Source organism: Shinella sp. SUS2 (assembly GCF_001262505.1).
GTDB lineage: Bacteria > Pseudomonadota > Alphaproteobacteria > Rhizobiales > Rhizobiaceae > Shinella.
In genome coordinates this window covers 13,800-33,479 of the sequence record NZ_KQ410723.1, presented here as the reverse complement: position 1 = coordinate 33,479, position 19,680 = coordinate 13,800, and the positions used below count along the sequence as shown (strand labels likewise).

The window sequence follows — 19,680 nt, the reverse complement described above, 5'->3', positions numbered from 1 at the left end:
TGGCCTGTCCTCTCGCTCAGCCCCTTACTCGGCCTTGACGACCTGCATGCGGCCGGTCGCCGTGCGGGCGGAGTATTGCGGACGGTACATGTCCTCCACCTGTGCGGCCGGGTGGTCGTAGGTGCCCGGTGTCACGGCGCGCACGACATAGGCAAGCGTCACCTCGCGATTGTCGCCCGCACTGCGGTTGAAGGCCGCGACGAAGCGGTCGTAGCGGAACTCCGTATGGGCAGGCTCGATCTCGCCGATCCAGTCGAAATTCGCCAGCTTCGCGCTGTCGACGAGGCTCGGATTGTCGATCTCGAAGCCGGCGGGCAGGAGGTCGGTTATGATGATGCGCGACGGCCAGTCATTGTGCTCCGTCACTTTCAGCACCACGACGTAGCGCTCGTTCTGCGTCGCCTCGGAGACGTTCGCCTCCTCGCCGTCCAGCGTGTAGTAGCTGCGCTCGATGGCAAAGCCGTCGCCGCCGGCCGGCAGCGGGTCGGCCGGGGCTGCCACTGTCGTCAGCATGGCCGAGACCGGCTCGCCGGTACGGTTGGCAACCGTCAGCGGGTTCTCCATCAGCGCCTTGCCCGTCATCTGCGCGGCGTAGCCGCCGGAATGCGCGGCGCCGTTGATCTCGAGCTCCAGGCCCTTGTCGGCATCCTTCACGGAACGGGCGGCCAGCAGCATCCAGGTCTGTTCCTGCGTGCTGGTCCAGCGCTTGTCTTCCCACTGCTTGGCGACGAGCTTCGTCAGGTCCGGAATGATGGTGGGAACCGGGCGGGCTTCGGCGGCAAGCGCCAGAATGGCAGCCCCGTCACGCAGCGACGAACCGTAGTCGGTGCGCGAGAGGCTGGCATTCAGCACGCTGTCGCGCGACAGGCCGAGTGCATTGGAGAAGATCGTCATCGAGCGTTGCGCATCGCCGTAGAGCCCGAGCGCGGCGGCAAGGTGCGCGCGGGAGAGCGGCGAGGAGAACTCCGAGAGCTTCGTGTCGGCATAGTAGCGCAGGTCGCTGATCGCGGCCTTGCGGTTGCGGGCGAGCACATAGAGCGCATAGGCGATCTCGTTGCCCTGGCTGGAGACGTTGACGTCGTAGGAGATGGCGTTCTGCAGGTTGGAAAGCGCCTGCAGCATGGCCTGTTCCGGCACGTCGAACTTCTGCTCGCGGGCCCGCGTCAGGAAGTCCGTGACGAAGGCGTCGAGCCACAGGTCGCCGTAGCTCGGCCCCCAGAGGCCGAAGCTGCCGGAGGAGGACTGGTTGGCCAGCACGCGATAGATCGCGTCCTGCACGCGCTTCTGCGTTTCCGTGTCCTCGGCAAGGCCGGACTGTTTGGAAAGCTCGCTGAGATAGAGCAGCGGCAATGCACGGCTGGTCGTCTGCTCCGTGCAACCATAGGGATAGCGGTCGAGTGCCATCAAGAGTGCTGGGATGTCGAAGGCGGCGGCGCGCGAAACGCTGAGGCTGACGGAGGCGCCGGCAAGCTGGCTGTCGGCCAGGAGCTGGTCGTCGATCGTCAGGCTGCCATTGGCGGCGATCTCGATCGGCCGGCGCGTGGTGATCGGCATGGCGGCCGGGCGCACCGGCACGTTGAGCGCCTGCTCCAGCGACATGCCGGAACCGTTCGAGAGCTTGACCGTCACGACGCCGTCGCCGGCCTCGCCGCCGATCAACGGCAGGGTGAGCGCCGTCTTGCCGCCCGGCTCGAGCCGCAGCGTCTGGCCCGCACCGGTCTGCTCGACCATCACGGAGGCGTTGTGGGTGACTTCGACCATGTAGTCACCGGCCGGGGCATCGGTGTTGGTGATGTCGAGCCTCAGGTCGGCGCGATCCCCGGGAGCGAGGAATTTCGGCAGGCTCGCGGTTACCACGACCGGATCGCGGATGACGACGTCCTTCGACGCGCTGCCGACGCCGGTCTTCGTCCAGCCGACGGCCATGATGCGGGCCGTTCCGTTGAATTGCGGAATGTCGAAGCTGACCTTGGCCTTGCCTTCCGCATCGAGCTTCACAGGGCCGGCGAAGAAGGCAACGAGCTTTTCGGTCGGTGGATTGCCGGAAAGCGCCCCTTCGCCGCCGTCGCCGCCGGTGCGCAGCCGCCCGGTGGCGCCGAGCGAGCCGTCGATCAGCCGGCCGTAGAGGTCGCGGATCTCCATGCCGAGCCGGCGCTGGCCGAAATACCAGCCGGCCGGATCGGGCGCTTCGTAGCGGGTGAGGTTGAGGATGCCGACATCGACGGCGGCGACCGTGATATAGGCTTCCTCATTGGCGCCTGCGCCGGCAAGGGTAAGCGCGATATCGAGCGGCTGGCGCGGCAGCGTCTTTTCCGGAACGTCGAGTGCGACATTCAGCTTGCGGTCGGCCGGATCGACCTTCAGCCAGGTGATGCCGATGGCGCGCATCGGCATGCGGCTTTCCTGGTCCGTCCCCGGACGGAAGAGCGTCGCAGTGACGTAGGAACCGGGACCCCATTCCTTGGTAATCGGTATTTCCACCTCGCCGCCCTCGGCGCCGATGGCGGCGGTCTGGGTGGCGATCAGGCTTTCGGCGCCGATGGTGATCAGCACCTGGCCGGCATGGCGCGACGAGATCTTCAGTTTGGCCGTGTCGCCGACCGCATAGTTTTCCTTGTCGAGCGAGATTTCGAGCGCGTCGGGCGTTTCCGTCGAGGTTGCGGCGACATACCAGCCGGCGTCGAACTCGATGCTGGTCGCCGGGCCTTCGGGCTCCGCGCTTTCCACTTCCAGGCGATAGCGGCCCCAGGTGACAGGCACCGATATGCGCCCGCCATCCTTACCGGCATCGACCGTGCCGTCGGCGATCTGCTTGGTCGAAAGCACCGGCTCGTAACGCCACGAGCTGCCGTCGCGATACCATTGGTAGTTCCGCTCGACGGCGAGCAGCTTCCAGGGCATGCCCTGCATCGCCTGCCGAGAGCCATCCGGCGCCACAGCGACGACGGTGAAGTTGGCAACGCTGTTTTCCGCAAGTCCATCGGAAAATTCCGGCTTTACGCCGATCATCGCACCGGCCGCCTTGACCGGGAGGGTCAGGTTGCGCTCGACGGCGCGGCCGCCCTCTTCCATCATGCGCAGCGTGACCAGCGCTTCGAGGCGCTGGGTGGTCGAGGGAAGGTCGGCGATGTTCACCTCGAAGGTCGTCTTGCCGTCGTCGTCGAGAACGTCGAGGCCTTCGAGCGGCGTGGTGCTTTCCTCAAGGGCCTCCTCGTCGGCAAGACCGAAGACGTAGCCGGGGAAGGCGGCGTCCTGGCGGGTCGGTTTCAGGGCGACATCGCCCTCGATCTCAAGGCCCGCGCCCGGCGCGCCGTAGAGGTAGCGGCCTTCGACGGAGACCTCCGCGGGAACGCCGGTCTCGATGGCCTTCGTTTCGCTCGCCATGTCGAATTCGATGCGGTCGGGCACGAAATCGTCGACGAGAAACTGCTTTTCGCCGATCGCGCTCCCCTTGGGATCGGTGAAGATCTGCATGGTCCAGGTGCCGCGCATGCTGTTTTCCTGCAGCGGCAGGTCGACGGCATGGCCGCCGAGCGCGGCACCGTCGCTGACGATGCGGCGATCCTCAACGCCATCAGGGCGATTGAAGACGAAGGTGAGCGGCAGTTTTTCGACGGCATTGGCTTCGATGTCGCGGGCGAGCGCCGTCGCGTGCACGGTCTCGCCGGCACGGTAGATGCCGCGCTCGGTCCAGGCGAGCACGTCGATGGCACCTGGTGCCGGCCGGCCGGTGACGCCGCGGTCCGAGAGGTCGAAGCCGGCGCGTGTCATGTCGAGGAAAACGAAGTCGGACGTGCCCTTCTTTGCGAGGATCACGGCTGGCGTGTTGGCGGCGGTGCCGCGCATCAGGCCGGCGGTGAAGGTCGCGCGGCCGTCCGCATCGGTCGTCGCGGTGCCGAGCACCTCGTTGTTCTTGGCGATCAGCTGAAGCTCGACGCCGTCGAGCGGGCCAGCGCTGTCGAGCGAGCGGGCGAAGACGTTGAGGCCATCCGTGCCGGCATAGGTGGTGAGGCCGACATCCGAGACGACGAACCACTGTGTCGCCTTGGCATCCCATTCGTTGGAGCGGCCGTTCGAGGCGGCGGCGGTCAGGACATAGACGCCGGGCTTGCGCTCCGGCAGCGCCTCGTCGACCGGGAAGCTGGTGACGACGTCCTTGTTGAGCTCGGGCGAGATATCGATCTTGCCCTGCCAGACGAGTTCGCCGTTGTCGTTTTCGATGCGGCTGGCGGAGTAACCGTCGAGCTGGGTGAGGAAGCGGCTTTCGGAAAGCAGCGAGGTGATGGCACGGTCACCGACGCGGTAGAGCTTCAGGTCGGCGCTGTCGGTGTTGACGGAAACGATCGGGATGCCGCGGCGCACGCTTCCCGGCAGCACGAAGCCGTCGCCGGTGAAGCGCACCATGGCGGCGCGGTCCTGCACATAGATGTCGAGGTCGACGACCGATTCCAGCGGTTCGTCGACCGCGGACGGCAGGCCGGGGCGGAAGGCGATCTTGTAACGCTGGCCGTGGTTCAGTCCCTCGACGCAGATCTGCCGGTCCTTGGCCTCCACGGCTTTCGGTGCCGCGCCGTCCAGCGTCACGAACGATGCATAGTCCGCGCCGGACTTGACGAGCGGTTCGGAGAACTCGACGCAGGCTCGTGGTGTCGCGCTGTCGGAATCGATGGTGTGGTTGACGACGCGGAAGCCCTGGCGGGCGCGAAGGCCGAGATAGGCCGAACGCACGGCGACGTCCTCCTTCAGCTCCAGACTTGCCTTGTAGGCATTGATACCGGCGCGATAGTTGCCCGACTTGTCGAGCGTGTCGGCAAGCACGGCCAGCGCCCGGGCGCGGGTTTCCGTCGTGCGGGAGAGGTCATAGGCATTGATCGCCGCAAGCGCACCCTGGCCGGCGAGATAGCTGTTGTTGTAGGCGCGAGACATGGATTCGGCGGTCTCGGTCCAGAGATAGTAGTCGTCCGGGGTCAGCGAAAGCGCACCCTTGAAGGCGATCAGCGCCTGGTCGAAGCGGCCAGAGGCGGTCTCGATGCGGCCGAGCGAGGCAAGGCTTTCCGCACCCTGGCCGGTATGCTCGGCGGCGAGCGACAGCGAATTGCGCAAGGAGCGGGCGTCGCTCATCATGTAGTCGCTGATGAAGGCCATGGCCGGCGGTGCGCCGATATCGGCGGCGGCGTCCGCACGCACGATCTTGCCGGCGACAGCGCCCTGGAAATGGTTGAGCTGGTTGAAGTCGCTCTTCAGGAAGCACCATTTCACCTTGGGATTATAGGTGAAGGCGCGGCAGGACAGGTCGTCGACGCAATCGGTCTTGCACTGGTCGAGCGTCACATCCTGCACGGTGCGCAGGTCGAAGCCGAAATAATCGCTGTTCTCACTCGTGACCACGGTGCGCGTTTCCTGCGCGCCTGCAGGGAGGGGAGGGGAGGCGACGGCAGCCAGAAGAAGTGCCGAGAAACCGAAGAATGCGCGCATAGACATGAAGTCCTCCTAACGCTGCCCGTCTCGTTGCCGCCGCCACTGTCCAGACCCGGATACGGCTTGTCAATCGAAAGACGGAGCGCGTCGGGGGGGCCGGAAAAGGGGGTGGCGCATGGAACCAGGGGGAAGACGTTTCAGCGTCGCTGTTCAATCGCCGGAAATGCGAAATTTTTTGGCAAGGCGCCGCGTTAACCTTTTGTTAACCATATCGGCGCAGACTTCAAATCACGGACGAACCGTTTCTGTCATATCGCTGTAACAGCGGGCCGATAGAAGCATCGTCAGACACGAAAGTCGTGTTTCGCAAGCGCGGTGACCACGGATGTACTGGCACCCCGTGTGAAACACTTCCCCGGCCAGGCCGGGATGAGGAAGCGGGGGGATAACCCTCGCTTTTTTCATTTGCGCACGGCCCTTTCGCGCTGGACCCTCCCCGGGCTTTGCCATACCCATGAGGCCTGCAGGGTACTCGTCCTGCCAATTTTCCCTGCTTCCCGGGACGGTTTCATGTCCGACGTCGCCCTCAATGTTCTGCCCATCTTCGCGCTGATTTTCATCGGCTGGCTGCTCGTGCGCACCGGTTACCTGCGCGAGGCGCTGGGGGAGGGGCTGGGAGAGTTCGTCTTCCGGGTCGCTGTGCCTGTCCTCTTGTTCCGCACCATCGCGGAGGCCGATTTCGCCGGCGAATCGCCCCTGCGCATCTGGATCGGCTATTTCGCCGGTGTTGCCTTCACCTGGACAGTCGCGCATCTCGTCGCCACGCTCGGCTTCAGGCGCGACCGCCGGATCGGCGTGCTTGCCGGCGTTTCCTCCGCCTTCGCCAACACGGTCTTCATCGGCTTGCCGCTGGTCTCGCGCATCGTCGGCGAGGAGGGGCTGGTGGCGATCTCGGTTCTGCTTTCCGTACACCTGCCGGTCATGATGATCGCCGGCACGATCCTGATGGAGCGGGCAGAGCGCAAGGACGGCACGCGCGAGCCGCAGAGTATCGGCACGCTCCTTCTCGGTATCGGCAAGAGCTTGGTGCGCAATCCGCTGGTGATCGGCCTCGTCGCCGGAGCGCTGTTCCATACCGGGGGCGTGCCACTGGCCGGGCCCGTCAAGGTGGTGGTCGACCAGCTGGCTGGGGCGGCGGCGCCGGCAGCGCTGATCTCGATCGGCATGGCGCTCAACAAGTACAAGGTCGGCGGCAATGCCGGCATCGCGCTTGCGATGACCAGCCTCAAGCTCGTGCTGCTGCCGGGCTCGGTCTATGTCGCCTGCCGGCTGCTCGGCCTCAGCCCGGAATGGACGGCGGCAATGGTGCTTTGCTCCTCGGTGCCGACGGGCATCAATGCGTGGCTGCTCGCCAACCATTTCGGCGTCGGCCACGCGCTTGCCTCATCGACGATAACAATGACGACGGCGCTCGGCGTCTTCACGGTTTCCTTCTGGGCCTGGCTCCTGGGGTGAGGCTGTTTCCTTGTGGCGGCAATAAAAAAACCCGGCGCGATGGCCGGGTTTTTCGTCTTATGCGCTGGCGTCTTACTGAGCCGGCTGTTCCGTGGTGGTGCCCTGCGTTGCGGTGCCGCCTTCGGCCGGGGCTGCGCCCTCGGTCGTCGTTGCGCCGCCTTCTGCGGGTGCTGCGCCTTCCGTCGTGGTGGCAGCGCCATCAGCAGGAGCTGCGCCTTCGGTTGCCGTCGCACCGTCTGCCGGAGCCGCCGCGCCTGCATCCGCACCTTCGCTGGAAGCGGTCGGCAGCGGAGCCGGGTTGTCGGAGAGCGTGCGCAGATAGGCGATCAGGTTGGCGCGTTCGTCGTTCTTCTTCAGGCCGGCAAAGCCCATGGCGGTGCCCGGAACGTGCTTCTTCGGCGCTTCCAGGAAGAAGCTGAGGTGGTCGTAGTCCCAGACGATCTTGTGGCCTTCGGAGAAGGTGGTCATGCCGGCAGAGTAGCTGAAGCCCTCATGCGAGGCGACTGGGCGGTTCACGATGTCCCAGAGACCGGGTCCGACCTTGTTCGGTCCGCCCTTCTCCGTGGTGTGACAGCTCGCACATTTCTTGAAGACGGTTTCGCCGGCTGCCGCGTCGGCGGTCGCGAGCAGCGTGGCGATCGGGACGACTGCAGCGGCTTCGCCGCCGCCGGCTGCCTCGCCGCCGGTTTCCTCTGCCACGATCGCGAAGCCTTCCTTCTCGGGAGCGCCCGAATGGAAAATGCCTTCAGAAGCGATCGACACGGACATCAGTACGAAAACGGTGCCGAGCAGGGCACCTACGCCCATGTTCACATAAGAGTTCATCCAAACGCTCCCCTAGGAACCGGCGGACACACGCCGGCCAGTCTTGAAATCGCGCGGAACCTATGTCTTTTGCTGCTTCGTTGCAACAGTGATTGTAGCCCCCGCACTGAGACTTTTTGACACTTTTCCCGGGGGTTTTGAAGGGCTGCAGATGAATTCCGCCAATTTTGACAAGACCCTCGTTCTCATTCCCGCGCGCATGGCCTCGACCCGGCTTCCGGGCAAGCCGCTCGCCGACATTGCGGGCCTGCCAATGATCGTGCAGGTTGCGCGCCGCGCGGCCGAGGCCAATGTCGGACGGATCGTCGTTGCCGTCGATCACCAGGATATCTTTGACGCGGTGGTGGCCGCCGGCTTCGAGGCGGTGATGACCCGTGTCGACCACCAGTCCGGTTCCGACCGCATCCATGAGGCGCTGACCAAGAGCGATCCCGAGGGGCGGGCCGAAATCATCATCAACGTGCAGGGCGACCTGCCGACGATCGATCCGGAGACGATCCGCGCCGCCCTTCGCCCGCTGGAAAATGCCGCGACCGACATCGCCACCCTGACCACCGAGATTCGCGACGAAGAAGAAAAGACCAATCCGAATGTCGTGAAGGTCGTCGGCTCGCCGCTCAGCGACAGTCGCCTGCGCGCTCTTTACTTCACGCGCGCGACGGCGCCGCACGGCAAGGGTCCGCTCTACCACCATATCGGCCTCTACGCCTACCGTCGCAAGGCGCTGGAAGCCTTCGTCGCGCTGAAGCCCTCGACGCTCGAAAAGCGGGAATCGCTGGAGCAGTTGCGCGCCCTCGAAGCGGGTATGCGCATCGATGCCGAGATCGTTGACACCGTTCCGCTGGGTGTCGATACTCCGGCCGACCTCGAAAAGGCCCGCGCCATGCTCGCGGCCACCCCTCTCTGACCGGACCCCGCCATGATCATGAAGACCAACAGGATCGCCTTCCAGGGCGAGTTTGGCGCCAATTCCGACATGGCCAGCCGCGATATGTTCCCGAACATGGAGCCGCTGCCCTGCCAGACCTTCGAGGACGCGTTCCTGGCCATCGAGAACGGTGACGCCGACCTCGGGATGATTCCGATCGAGAACACGATCGCCGGCCGCGTCGCCGACATCCATCACCTGCTGCCGGAATCGCGGCTGCATATCATCGGCGAATATTTCATGCCGATCCGCTTCCAGCTCATGGTGTTGCCGGGTGTGGCGAAGGACGAGATCCGCACGGTTCACAGCCATATCCACGCACTCGGCCAGTGCCGCAAGATCGTCCGCCTCAACGGCTGGAAGCCGGTGATCGCGGGTGACACGGCGGGCGCGGCCAAGCTAGTCTCGGAAACCGGCGACCGCACCATGGCTGCACTCGCCCCGCGCCTTGCGGCCGATCTCTACGGCCTCTCCATCGTCGCGGAGAATGTCGAGGATACGGAAAGCAACGTCACCCGCTTCGTCGTGCTGTCGCGCGAGACGGCGCCGGTGGAGCGGGATGGAGACGAGATCATCGTCACCACTTTCGTCTTCAATGTGCGCAACATTCCGGCTGCGCTCTACAAGGCGCTCGGCGGTTTCGCGACGAACGGCATCAACATGACGAAGCTGGAAAGCTACCAGATCGGCGGCAAGTTCTACGCCACGCAGTTCTATGCCGATATCGAAGGCCACCCGGACGATCTGCCGGTGCGCCGGGCGCTGGAGGAGCTTCGCTTCTTTTCTGAAAAGGTCCGCATCCTCGGCACCTATCGCGCCCATCCGATGCGCAGTGCGTTCTGAAACTTGACGATCGTCAGGCGGGCCGGAACCGGCCCGTTGCAGGGGCATTTCCAAAGGGAACGGGCCGCAGGCGGCGGCCCTTTCCGAGAAAGAAGATGCTCATGCGCACGATCACCACATAACGATCCTCGTCTCGTTGATGGTGAATGTCGTCGTCTTCGGCGTTGGCGCCGTTGCCATTCTGGCGATACCGTCACTCGATGCGCAAGCCAAATACCCGCTGCCGGTCTGGATTGCCGTCACCTTTGGCGTAGGTCTTGTCATCGCCCGTCTTCTGGCACCGCGCGTCCGGCTGCGCGAACACCCCGGCGACCGGCCGAATCCCGGTTGGCGCTGACGGTTCAGACCGTCCAGTCCAGCCAGTCGCGCATCAGGCGGTGCGCGATGGCACCCTTGGGCGGCGGAGTGGTGGTGCCGGGCGCAACCCCGGACGTGGCACTGCGCGCGATCATCGCCGCCGTCTCCTCGCGGGTGAACCAGCGGCAATCCTCCAGCTCCTGCTCATCGCGGCGGATGTCGAAGGAAATCGCCTCGCCGTAGCAGCCGATCATCAGTGAATGCGGCATAGGCCAGGGCTGCGAGGCATGGTAGCGCACGCGCCCCACCTTGATACCGGATTCCTCCAGCGTCTCGCGGCGCACCGTATGCTCGATCGTTTCGCCGGGCTCGAGGAAACCCGCGAGGCAGGAATACATGCCCTCGGGGAAATGCGGCGAGCGGCCGAGCAGGCAGAGATCCCGCTCGATGTCGATGACCAGCATGATGGCGACCGGATCGGTGCGCGGAAAGATCGTGTGGCTGCAGGCCTCGCAGACGCGGCGGTAGCCGCCGATCTCCGAGCGGGTCGGCGCGCCGCACTTGCCGCAGAAACGGTTGTTGCCGTTCCAGGTCATCAGGCTGGAGGCCTGGGCGAACTGTCCGAGCAGGTCGTCGTCGAGCATCTGCTGGCGGTAGAGCGTGCGCCCGTCCGCCGCCTTCAGCGGCTCCTGCAGGGTCTCGGGATCGGCTCCGACGGGGATCGCCAGCCGTGGCTCGCCGTTCTTCAGGTAGCCGAGCAGGATGGCTTCCTCCGGCACGGGGCCGAGCTCGGCGAGCTCGTAGGGCGCAAACAGCGGGTCGATGATCTTCTCGTCGTGTTTGACGACGAGTTTTCCCCCGGCGATCGCGAAGGCATGCACAGTCTCCGCCTTGAAGGCCTGTTCCAGGCAGTCCGGCGCGCGGTGCTCCGACTGGCGGTCGAGGCTGTTCTCTGCGAACGCCACCATGGTGCTGGGTTCGGGGTGCGGGCGGTAGAGATCGAAGAGCGATGGCTTCATGGTGTCAGCGCGTCCAGGATTTTGGCCGAGAAGGCCTTGGTTTCGTCGGCCGTGCGTGGCTCGGCGGTGCCGAAGCCCCAGACGGGGCCGGGCCAGTTCGCATCCCCCTCACTGCGTGCGATGACATGAACATGCAGCTGGCGGACGATGTTGCCGAGCGCGGCGACATTGATCTTCGTCGCTCCCGTCACCGTCTTCAGCGCTTCGGCGACAAGCGTCGTCTCGAAGGTCAGCATGGTCTGGTCGAGGGGCGTCAGGTCGAAAATCTCGCAGGCGCCGGGCCGCTGCGGCACCAGCATCAGCCAGGGCCAGCGGCTGTCTTTCATCAGGCGCAGCTCGCAAAGGCCGATCTTGGTGAGAAGATCGCTGTCGCGTACGATCCGTTCGTCGAGTTGAAAGTCGCTCAAGGGATTCTCCCGGCATGCCTGTTTCCTAGAGTCATGCCACGGCATCCAAATTCCCTCCAACAGTTTTTTATCAGCCGCGCTTGCATTCGGATGGAATATTGCCGATATGGGGGTCGGGAGGTTGGTGGTGGACGAGCCACTCGCCAACCGGGTCAGGTCCGGAAGGAAGCAGCCCTAACGAGCCCCGGCACGGGTCATCGTGCCAGCCTCCCACCTTACCGTCCTGATCCTGGCCGTCCTGTCGGGACTGAGAGTTCGATTAGCGGCAGGGTCTATGAGCGACGTAACCCCCAATCCGTCCAGCGAAAAACCCGCAGCCTACCGGGTTCTCGCGCGAAAATACCGCCCGAAGGATTTCTCCGACCTGATGGTCGGCCAGGAACCGATGGTCCGCACGCTGACCAACGCGTTCGAGACCGGTCGTATCGCGCAGGCCTACATGCTGACCGGCGTTCGCGGCGTCGGCAAGACGACGACCGCCCGCATTCTCGCCCGCGCGCTGAATTACAAGACAGCCGAAATCGACCGCCCGACGATCGACCTTCGCGTGCCCGGCGAGCATTGCCAGGCCATCATGGAGGGCCGGCATGTCGACGTCATCGAGATGGACGCTGCCTCCCATACCGGCATCGACGATATCAGAGAGATCATCGAGCAGGTGCGCTATCGCCCGGTTTCGGCGCGTTATAAAGTCTACATCATCGACGAAGTGCACATGCTCTCGACGCAGGCCTTCAACGGCCTGTTGAAGACGCTCGAGGAGCCGCCGGAGCACGTCAAGTTCATCTTCGCCACGACGGAGATCCGCAAGGTCCCAATCACCGTCCTGTCGCGCTGCCAGCGTTTCGACCTGCGCCGGATCGGCGCCTCCGATCTCGTCGGCCTCTTCACCACCATCCTGGGCAAGGAAGGCGTGGAATTCGAGCCGGATGCGCTCGCCATGATCGCCCGCGCCGCCGAAGGCTCGGCCCGTGACGGCCTGTCGCTGCTCGACCAGGCGATCGCCCATGGCGGCGGTCGCGTCGAGGTGAATGCCGTGCGCGGCATGCTCGGTCTTGCCGACCGCGCGCGCATCGTCGACCTCTTCGAACATGTCGTGAAGGGCGATGCCGCAGCCGCGCTCGCCGAATTTTCCGCGCAATACGAGGCCGGTGCCAGCCCGCCCGTGGTGCTGACGGACCTGGCCGATTTCACCCATCTCGTCACCCGCATGAAATATGTGCCCGATGCTGCCGGCGACCAGTCGCTGAGCGAGGTCGAGCGCGTGCGCGGCGTCGAGTTCGCCAATTCCATCGCGGTCACCGCGCTGTCGCGCATGTGGCAGATGCTCCTGAAGGGCATTCCGGAGACGGAAGCCTCCAGTCGTCCGGCGGGCGCCGCCGAGATGGTCATCATCCGCCTCGCCCACGCCGCCAACCTGCCTTCGCCGGAAGAGGCGGCCCGCCGCCTCGCGGAGCTGTCGGGCGGCGAGGGTGGTGGCAATGGTAGCCGCGCGCCGCAATATGGCGGCAATGGCGGCCAGCCGACGGCGCAAGCCGCGCTTTCCGCCGTCGCGCGCACACCCGAAGCCCCGGTCCAGCGCGTCCAGTCGGGTGGCGGGACGGTGACGATGCTGCGACCCGTGCCGCAGGCCGAGTCCGCATCCCTGCCGGTTGGCCGTATCGAGACTGCCCCGGCCGCGCAGCCGACAGCCGAACCGAAGGTGCCGGTGAAGTCGGTCGCCGATATTGCCGAGCTCTGCACGAAGAACCGTGACATCCGCCTGCGTGCCCTCGTGCGCGCCTTCGTACGGCCGGTCAGCGTCGAGGCCGGGCGTCTGGAGATCGGTCTTGCCAACGATGCGCCGAAATCGCTCGTCAACGACCTGTCGAGCCGGCTGCAGGAATGGACCGGCATCCGCTGGATGGTGATCCTGTCGCGCGAGCCGGGCGGGCCGACCCTGGCCGAGGCCGAGACGATGGCGCAGGAGGCCCGCGTCGCCGATGCGCGCCAGGACCCCGATGTGGCCGCCATCCTGCAGCGCTTTCCGGGCGCCAAGATCATGGACGTGCGCATCAAGGTTCAGGAAACGGAAGACGAGCCGGAGACCGTGGAGGCTGCGGCAGTCGCGGAATCCGCCGAGGGCGACATCCTGCCCGGCGACGATATCGAACACTAGCAGTTCCGGCCGAGATGCGGAGCGGAATTGCGCGAAAACAAACGTTCCAACATCCATTCAGAAAGAGGAGAGACCGATGCGCGACATCATGGGCATGATGGGCAAGGTCAAGGAAATGCAGGCCAAGATGGAGAAGATGCAGGAGGAGATCGCCGCCCTCGAGGTGAACGGCACCTCCGGCGGCGGCCTCGTCTCTGTCACGCTCGACGGCAAGGGCAATCTCAAGGGTCTGAAAATCGATCCTTCGCTCTTCAAGGAAGACGACGTGGAGATCCTCGAGGACCTGATCGTTGCGGCCCACAAGGACGCCAAGGACAAGGCCGAGGCGCAGGCTGCCGAAAAGACCAAGGCGCTGACCGCCGGCCTGCCGATCCCGCCCGGCTTCAAACTGCCGTTCTGATCCTGTAGGCTCGGGTTTTTCGAGGAGGAACCCGATGAGCCTGATGACCCTGCTTGTCTTTGCCGGCGCGCTGATGATGGCGGCCGGTTCGCCCGGCCCGAGCATTGCGGCGCTGGTCGCCCGCGTGCTGTCGCGCGGGGCAAGGGATGTGCTGCCGTTCCTCGCCGCCATGTGGATCGGCGAGGGCATCTGGCTCACCTGCGCCGTGCTGGGGCTCGCCGCGATCGCCGAGACCTTTCATGCCGCCTTCGTCGCCATCAAGTGGCTGGGCGTCGCCTACCTGCTCTATCTCGCCTGGAAGATGTGGTTCGCGCCGACGGAAACCGGCGACAGTGCCCTGCCGGAGGCGCGCTCCGGCGTAAAACTGTTCTTCGCCGGCCTGACCGTGACGCTCGGCAATCCGAAGATCATGATGTTCTACGTCGCGCTCCTGCCGGCGATCATCGATCTCGGCGCCGTCACCCTCGTCGGCTGGGCCGAGCTGGTCGTCACCATGTTCGTCGTGCTCGTCGCGATCGACCTTGCGTGGGTCTTCCTCGCCTCGCGCGCCCGTCTGTTCCTGAAGAGCCCGCGCGCCGTGCGCATCGCCAACCGTCTCAGCGCTGGCACCATGGCCGGTGCCGCGGCGGCCATCGCCACCCGCTGATCACCCGGTGAGGGCCGCGCGCAGCTTGTCGTTGATCGGCGCGGCGAGATAGCGCAGCCGGTCTTCTTCGGAGACGTTCTTGCCGTAGGTGCGCAGCAGCTCCGGCATGGTCACAGGCTCGCCGTCGAAGGGCGTGTAGGTTGTGGCGTCGCCGGCCTGGATCACGCCGTCCTGCAGCACGCGGCAGTAAAAACCCGGCCGACCGGCCTGCATGAAGCGTTTCGCGAAGGCCGGATCGCCCATGCGGGCAGTCAGCGTGTTGCAGGGAATGCGGGTGGATGTCACTTCGAGGAGCACGCTCTCCGTCTCGATCCGGTCGCCGACCGAGACGTTGCGGCTGTCGAGGCCTTCGATGACGAGGTTCTCGCCGAAGCTTCCCGGTTCCAGCGTGCGGCCGAGTTCCTTCGACCACCAGGCAAGGTCGATCCCGCCGAGGCCGTAGACCGCCTGTTCGGGCCCGCCATGGTGTTTCCGGTCGCAGATCGTGTCGCCCAGCAACCCCTCGCGGTCGACGACGACAGCCGCATCGGTCGGTGTCTTGAAAATGCCCGTCTTATAGCTTTTGCCCGGAAGCGGACGGGCAAGACCCGTGCAAACGGCGAGAATTCTGATCAAACGCTGCCTCCAGCAAGGTGGATTCCGTTTCCCCCGGATATGAGCTAGATACCGGCAATGGCAAAACGAGTCACTGGCCCCGAAATCGAAAAACTCATCCAGCTTCTGGCGAAGGTGCCGGGCCTCGGGCCGCGCTCGGCGCGCCGCGCCGCGCTGCATCTCGTCAAGAAGAAGGACCAGCTGCTCGGCCCGCTTGCCGACGCGATGGGCGAGGCGCACCGTAAGGTGCGCATCTGCTCGTGCTGCGGCAATGTCGATACGAGCGATCCCTGCACCGTCTGCACGGATGTACGGCGCGACCATGCGGTCATCATCGTCGTCGAGGACGTGTCCGACCTCTGGGCGCTGGAGCGTGCCGGCGCGATGAACGCGGCGTACCATGTGCTCGGCGGCACGCTCTCGCCGCTCGACGGCGTGGGGCCTGACGATCTCAACATCCGCGGCCTCGTCGATCGCGTGGCGAAGGGCGGCGTGCGCGAGCTGATCATCGCCGTGAACGCCACCGTCGAGGGGCAGACGACGGCGCATTACATCACCGACCAGCTCTCCGGCCTTGAGGTGAAGATCACCCGGCTCGCCCATGGCGTGCCGGTCGGCGGCGAGCTCGATTATCTCGACGAAGGAACCTTGACGGCCGCCTTGCGCGCCCGCACGGCGATCTGAGGAGGCTTCATGCCGATCATCCGCAAAACCATCAAGGGCGTCCTCGGCGCTGCGCTGATCTCGCTTGGCCTTCTGGCACCCGCCGAGGCCGCCTCCAAGGCGGAGGTCGAGAAGACGTTCCGCGCCTGGATCGACAACGACCTCTGGCCGGCGGCGCAAAAGACCGGCGTCAGCGAAAGGACGTTTCGCGCGGCGATGCAGGGCGTGGCGCTCAACTGGGATCTGCCCGACCTCGTGCCGCCCGGCTCCAAGCCGAAGAAGGATCAGGCGCAGAGCCAGGCGGAGTTCTCTTCACCCGGCGCCTATTTCTCCGAAAAGCGCCTGCAGGGGCTGGCGGGAACGGGCAGCCGACTTGCCAAGACCCATGCGGCGACCCTGCGCAGGATCGAGCAGCGCTTCGGCGTGCCGGGCGAGATCGTCGTTGCCGTCTGGGGCCGGGAATCCGGCTTCGGCAGCGCGAAGATCCCTTATTCTGCCGTGGAGGTGCTCGCCACAAAGGCCTTCATGTCGACGCGCAAGGACATGTTCCGCAAGGAGCTGATCGCGGCGCTGCATATCGTCGATGGCGGCGACCGGACCGTCGATCAGCTCAAGGGCTCCTGGGCCGGCGCGCTCGGCCAGCCACAGTTCATGCCGACCAGCTTCCTGCAATATGCCGTCGATTTCGACGGTGACGGCGTGCGCGACATCTGGGGTTCGGTGCCCGACAGCCTTGCATCGATCGCCAACTACCTCGCCAAGAAGGGCTGGCAGGCGGGGCGCGGCTGGGGCTACGAGGTCTCGATCCCGGCGGGCGTTTCCTGCGCGCAGGAGGGACCGGATCTGGCAAAGCCCATCTCCGCCTGGGCATCGAGCGGCATCACCCGCATTTCCGGCAAGGGTTTTCCTTCCGGTGAGGCCAAGGCGTCCGGCATGATGCTGGTTCCGGCCGGAACGCACGGTCCGGAATTCATCGTCACGCCCAATTTCTACGTGCTCAAGGAATACAACAACTCCGACCTCTACGCCCTTTTCATCGGCAATCTTGGTGACCGCATCGCCTATGGCAGCGGGTCGTTCAAGGGGGCGTGGGGCGATGTCGGCAAGATGTTGCGCTCGGATGTGCTCGCCATGCAGAAGGCGCTCGTCGCCAAGGGCTACGATGTCGGCAAGGTCGACGGCCTGCCGGGCTACAAGACCCGCCGCTCGCTCGGCGACTGGCAGGCCAAGAGCGGCCTGACAGCCACCTGCTATCCGGATGCCTCGCTCAAGACGAAGCTGCGGTAAATCCGTGAGGAGGGCCGAGGCCGATCCCGTTCCGTTCGAACGGGATGGCGCTTGGCGTCAATGGATATCCGCCTGCCGTTTGAAGCGCTCATACTCATGCGGCACGATCGTCTGCCGCTCGATCATGCGGTGGACCCGGGGCGGTTCGGCGCCGCTGTGCAGCAGGCGCAGCTTCTCGCCGTTGGCGGCATCGGCATGGGTGCGGCGCTGATTGTGGCGCACATATTCCACCCAGGTCGGCACATGGTAGGTCTCCGTCCAGATCGTCGGGTTCTCGAGATCGCGCATCAGCGCCCACTGGCCGGCGCCGTCGCGGATGCGGATGCGCCGCCGCTCGGTCATCGCCTCCAGGAATTCCGGTATGTCATCTTCCGCGATCTCGTAGTCGATCAGGACGACAATCGGGCCGCTGCGCGGTTTCAGGTCGAGTGGCAGGTCCGGCTCGCTGAAGCGGTTGAGCGGGTCGACATTGAGACTCTGCAATTCGGGGAGCTTGAAGCGAAGGCCGAGCGCCGCGCCGGCGATCATTACCACAGCCGAGGCGAGGAGTGCGGCTTCGGCGCCGTGGGTGTCGGCCGTTGTGCCCCAGATCCAGCTCCCGGCGGCTATGCCGCCGAAGGTGGTCGTCTGATAGAGCGAGAGTGCCCGGGCGACGACCCAACGCGGCGTCGAAAGCTGCACCGTCGTGTTGAAGAGCGAGAGCGCCATGACCCAGGAGGCGCCGGCGATCAGCAGCACGGCCCCTGTCAAAAGCGCGGAGGAACTGACTGCCGAAACGCTGGCGCTGACGGCAAAGCCGGTAAAGGCAAGGCGGGCGATGGTTTCCGTCGTCAGGCGCTCGCGCACTCGCGCGTTCATCAGGGCGCCGCCGATCGCGCCCAGCCCGAAACAGCCGAGCAGGATGCCGTAGGTCAGCGGTCCGCCCGAAACGAGGTCGCGGGCGATCAAGGGCAGGAGCGAGAGGATGGAACTCGTCGCAAGGCCGAAAGCGAAGCCGCGCAGCAGCACCTTGCCGAGGTTCGGCGACATGGATACGTAGCGCAGGCCCGCCGAGATGGCGCGGCCGAAATCCTCGCGCGGCAGGCCGCTCGGCGAGATGTTCGGCTTCCAGCGGAAGAGGGCATAGAGAAGGGCGAAATAGCTGAGCGCATTGGCGGCGAAGGCCGCCGCCGCTCCCGCCGCAGCGACAATCGCGCCGCCGATGGCCGGGCCGACGCTGCGGGTGAGGTTGAAGCCCATGCTGTTGAGCGAGACGGCGGCGGGAAGGTCCTCGCGCGGCACCATGTCGCCGACGGAGGCCTGCCAGGCCGGATTGTTGAGCGCCGTGCCGCAGCCGAGCAGGAAAGTGAAGGTCAAGAGCAGCCAGGGCGTGATGACGCCGTACCACGTACAGAGCGTCAGGCCGATTGCGACGGCGAGCATGAAACACTGGGCCGTCAGCATCAGCTTGCGCCGGTCGAAATTGTCGGCAAGCGCGCCGGCGGCGACGGAGAACAGCATGATCGGCAGCGAGGTCGAGGCCTGCACCAGCGCCACCATGTTGGCCGAGGAGGTGATCGAGGCCATCATCCAGGCTGCACCCACGGACTGGATGAGCCCGCCGAAATTGGAGATCAGGCTCGCCGCCCAGATCACCCGAAAGGTTTCGTTCCTGAAAGGGGCGAGGGAGGATCTCCGGTCTGGCACGGGCAGGCACTCATTCTCGATGCAGCGTTGTCGACAATCTAGTCCATAGGACAAAAGGGGCAAGCCGGTGGCGGCAAAAGCTGTGCGATCAGGCCACCCACAGGCAAGCAGGCCGGCCGACCTTGCAATTGTGACAAACACGGTCTATATCAGCCGCAAATTCTTGATCGTCAGATGAAGAGTGGGCCCGCGAGGACCCGCTCTTTTTTATTGCCCCGATCGAGTGCATGATAACGACTATCCCGGGAGGGCATGTCATGTCCGACACGAGTGAAACAGGAAATGCGGTCATCGAGCCGCGGCTGATCGTCGAGACCGGTCTCGACCGGCGCGTCGCCGACATCATCGAGCCGACCATCGAGCAGATCGGTTACCAGCTGGTGCGCGTACGCCTCTCGGCGCAGAACGGCGCGACGCTGCAGATCATGTGCGAGCGGCCGGACGGCACGATGACGGTAGAGGATTGCGAGAGGGTCTCGATGGCCGTCTCGCCCGTGCTCGACGTTGAGGATCCGATCGACAAGGCGTATCATCTGGAGGTCTCGTCGCCCGGCATCGACCGGCCGATGGTCCGCAAGTCGGATTTTTCGCGTTGGCTCGGCCATCTGCTGAAATGCGAGACGTCGATCCTCGTCGACAGCCGCAAGCGCTTTCGCGGCAAGATCGTCGCGGCTGACGAGAACGGCTTCACCCTGGAGCGGGACCAGCCCGCCGCCGGCGACGAACCGACGGTCGTCATTCCCTTCACGGCGCTTGCCGAGGGCCGGCTGATCCTGACCGACGACCTGATTCGTGATGCGCTGGCAGCCGACAAGAAGGCCAAGGCCGCGCAGGCTGCGAACCAGAACGACGAAGACGGCGACGATTGAGTTTGTGAGTACGTTCCGTCCCGGGGGTGTTTGCCCTCCTTGCGGGCGGGATGGAGAGGACGGAACCGGAGCGGTGCGCCGCTCCACGATGCCGGAGGCCAAGGCCCCGGCCTGACCATGGAGAC

16 protein-coding genes and 1 other RNA gene are annotated in these 19,680 nt (G+C 65.3%); 11 read left to right on the top strand and 6 right to left on the bottom strand.

The features are described 5' to 3' along the window. Positions 1–24 precede the first annotated feature (24 nt). On the bottom strand, positions 25–5,475 hold the full coding sequence (locus AKG11_RS00145; protein WP_050742557.1) for an alpha-2-macroglobulin family protein: 5,451 nt from the start codon (positions 5,473–5,475) through the stop codon (positions 25–27). Positions 5,476–5,988: 513 nt separating this feature from the next. Between AKG11_RS00145 and AKG11_RS00140 the strand changes: the two genes are divergently transcribed. Continuing rightward, positions 5,989–6,933 carry an AEC family transporter gene (locus tag AKG11_RS00140; RefSeq protein ID WP_050742556.1) on the top strand — a complete coding sequence of 315 codons (945 nt, stop codon included), beginning with the start codon at positions 5,989–5,991 and terminating at the stop codon, positions 6,931–6,933. 72 nt (positions 6,934–7,005) lie between these two features. On the opposite strand, the gene AKG11_RS00135 is transcribed toward AKG11_RS00140, so the two are convergent. Then, positions 7,006–7,758, bottom strand: coding sequence for a c-type cytochrome (locus AKG11_RS00135; RefSeq protein WP_023515735.1), 753 nt, complete (start codon positions 7,756–7,758; stop codon positions 7,006–7,008). A 151-nt stretch (positions 7,759–7,909) separates the two neighbouring features. Here AKG11_RS00135 and AKG11_RS00130 point away from each other — a divergent pair, with 151 nt between their 5' ends. The 3 genes from AKG11_RS00130 to AKG11_RS00120 all read left to right on the top strand — a co-directional run bounded on the left by AKG11_RS00130 (position 7,910) and on the right by AKG11_RS00120 (position 9,866). Beyond that, the gene (locus AKG11_RS00130) at positions 7,910–8,665 is read left to right on the top strand and encodes a 3-deoxy-manno-octulosonate cytidylyltransferase (protein ID WP_050742555.1); all 756 of its coding nucleotides are present in this window, start codon (positions 7,910–7,912) and stop codon (positions 8,663–8,665) included. A 12-nt stretch (positions 8,666–8,677) separates the two neighbouring features. Further along, a complete protein-coding gene (locus AKG11_RS00125) occupies positions 8,678–9,529 on the top strand; it encodes a prephenate dehydratase (RefSeq protein WP_023517208.1) in 852 nt (283 codons plus the stop codon). Positions 9,530–9,668: 139 nt separating this feature from the next. Then, positions 9,669–9,866 carry a LapA family protein gene (locus AKG11_RS00120; protein WP_050742554.1) on the top strand — a complete coding sequence of 66 codons (198 nt, stop codon included), beginning with the start codon at positions 9,669–9,671 and terminating at the stop codon, positions 9,864–9,866. A gap of 4 nt (positions 9,867–9,870) precedes the next feature. Here AKG11_RS00120 and nudC read toward each other — a convergent pair whose 3' ends face one another. Together nudC and AKG11_RS00110 are read right to left on the bottom strand one after the other, a co-directional pair. Further along, positions 9,871–10,845, bottom strand: a complete 975-nt coding sequence (gene nudC, locus AKG11_RS00115; protein ID WP_050742553.1) for an NAD(+) diphosphatase — start codon at positions 10,843–10,845, stop codon at positions 9,871–9,873. Further along, on the bottom strand, positions 10,842–11,297 hold the full coding sequence (locus AKG11_RS00110) for an HIT domain-containing protein (RefSeq protein WP_050742552.1): 456 nt from the start codon (positions 11,295–11,297) through the stop codon (positions 10,842–10,844). Before AKG11_RS00110 ends, nudC begins: the two co-directional genes overlap by 4 nt. Positions 11,298–11,368: 71 nt before the next feature. On the opposite strand from AKG11_RS00110, the gene ffs reads away from it, so the two are divergent. From ffs to AKG11_RS00095, 4 genes are all read left to right on the top strand, one after another. After that, positions 11,369–11,466: signal recognition particle sRNA small type (gene ffs / locus AKG11_RS33555), an RNA gene on the top strand. A 60-nt stretch (positions 11,467–11,526) separates the two neighbouring features. Further along, positions 11,527–13,410 carry a DNA polymerase III subunit gamma/tau gene (locus AKG11_RS00105; RefSeq protein ID WP_050742551.1) on the top strand — a complete coding sequence of 628 codons (1,884 nt, stop codon included), beginning with the start codon at positions 11,527–11,529 and terminating at the stop codon, positions 13,408–13,410. A gap of 76 nt (positions 13,411–13,486) precedes the next feature. Continuing rightward, positions 13,487–13,810, top strand: a complete 324-nt coding sequence (locus tag AKG11_RS00100) for a YbaB/EbfC family nucleoid-associated protein (protein WP_023512378.1) — start codon at positions 13,487–13,489, stop codon at positions 13,808–13,810. Positions 13,811–13,844: 34 nt separating this feature from the next. After that, positions 13,845–14,456 carry a LysE family translocator gene (locus tag AKG11_RS00095; RefSeq protein ID WP_023512377.1) on the top strand — a complete coding sequence of 204 codons (612 nt, stop codon included), beginning with the start codon at positions 13,845–13,847 and terminating at the stop codon, positions 14,454–14,456. Here the strand turns inward: AKG11_RS00095 and AKG11_RS00090 are convergent, their stop codons facing one another. Beyond that, on the bottom strand, positions 14,457–15,068 hold the full coding sequence (locus AKG11_RS00090; protein WP_050742808.1) for an MOSC domain-containing protein: 612 nt from the start codon (positions 15,066–15,068) through the stop codon (positions 14,457–14,459). It lies immediately after the preceding gene. Between the two features lie 60 nt (positions 15,069–15,128). Here AKG11_RS00090 and recR point away from each other — a divergent pair, with 60 nt between their 5' ends. Then, positions 15,129–15,734, top strand: coding sequence for a recombination mediator RecR (recR, locus tag AKG11_RS00085; RefSeq protein WP_023512375.1), 606 nt, complete (start codon positions 15,129–15,131; stop codon positions 15,732–15,734). A 9-nt stretch (positions 15,735–15,743) separates the two neighbouring features. Further along, complete coding sequence (locus tag AKG11_RS00080) at positions 15,744–17,000, top strand: lytic murein transglycosylase (RefSeq protein WP_050742550.1); 1,257 nt, start codon at positions 15,744–15,746, stop codon at positions 16,998–17,000. Between the two features lie 57 nt (positions 17,001–17,057). On the opposite strand, the gene AKG11_RS00075 is transcribed toward AKG11_RS00080, so the two are convergent. Further along, positions 17,058–18,686 (bottom strand): MFS transporter, encoded by a 1,629-nt coding sequence (locus AKG11_RS00075; RefSeq protein ID WP_023512373.1) that lies wholly within the window; start codon positions 18,684–18,686, stop codon positions 17,058–17,060. A 257-nt stretch (positions 18,687–18,943) separates the two neighbouring features. On the opposite strand from AKG11_RS00075, the gene rimP reads away from it, so the two are divergent. Continuing rightward, entirely contained in the window at positions 18,944–19,555 is a 612-nt protein-coding gene (rimP, locus tag AKG11_RS00070) for a ribosome maturation factor RimP (protein ID WP_050742549.1), read from the top strand. Positions 19,556–19,680 lie beyond the last annotated feature (125 nt).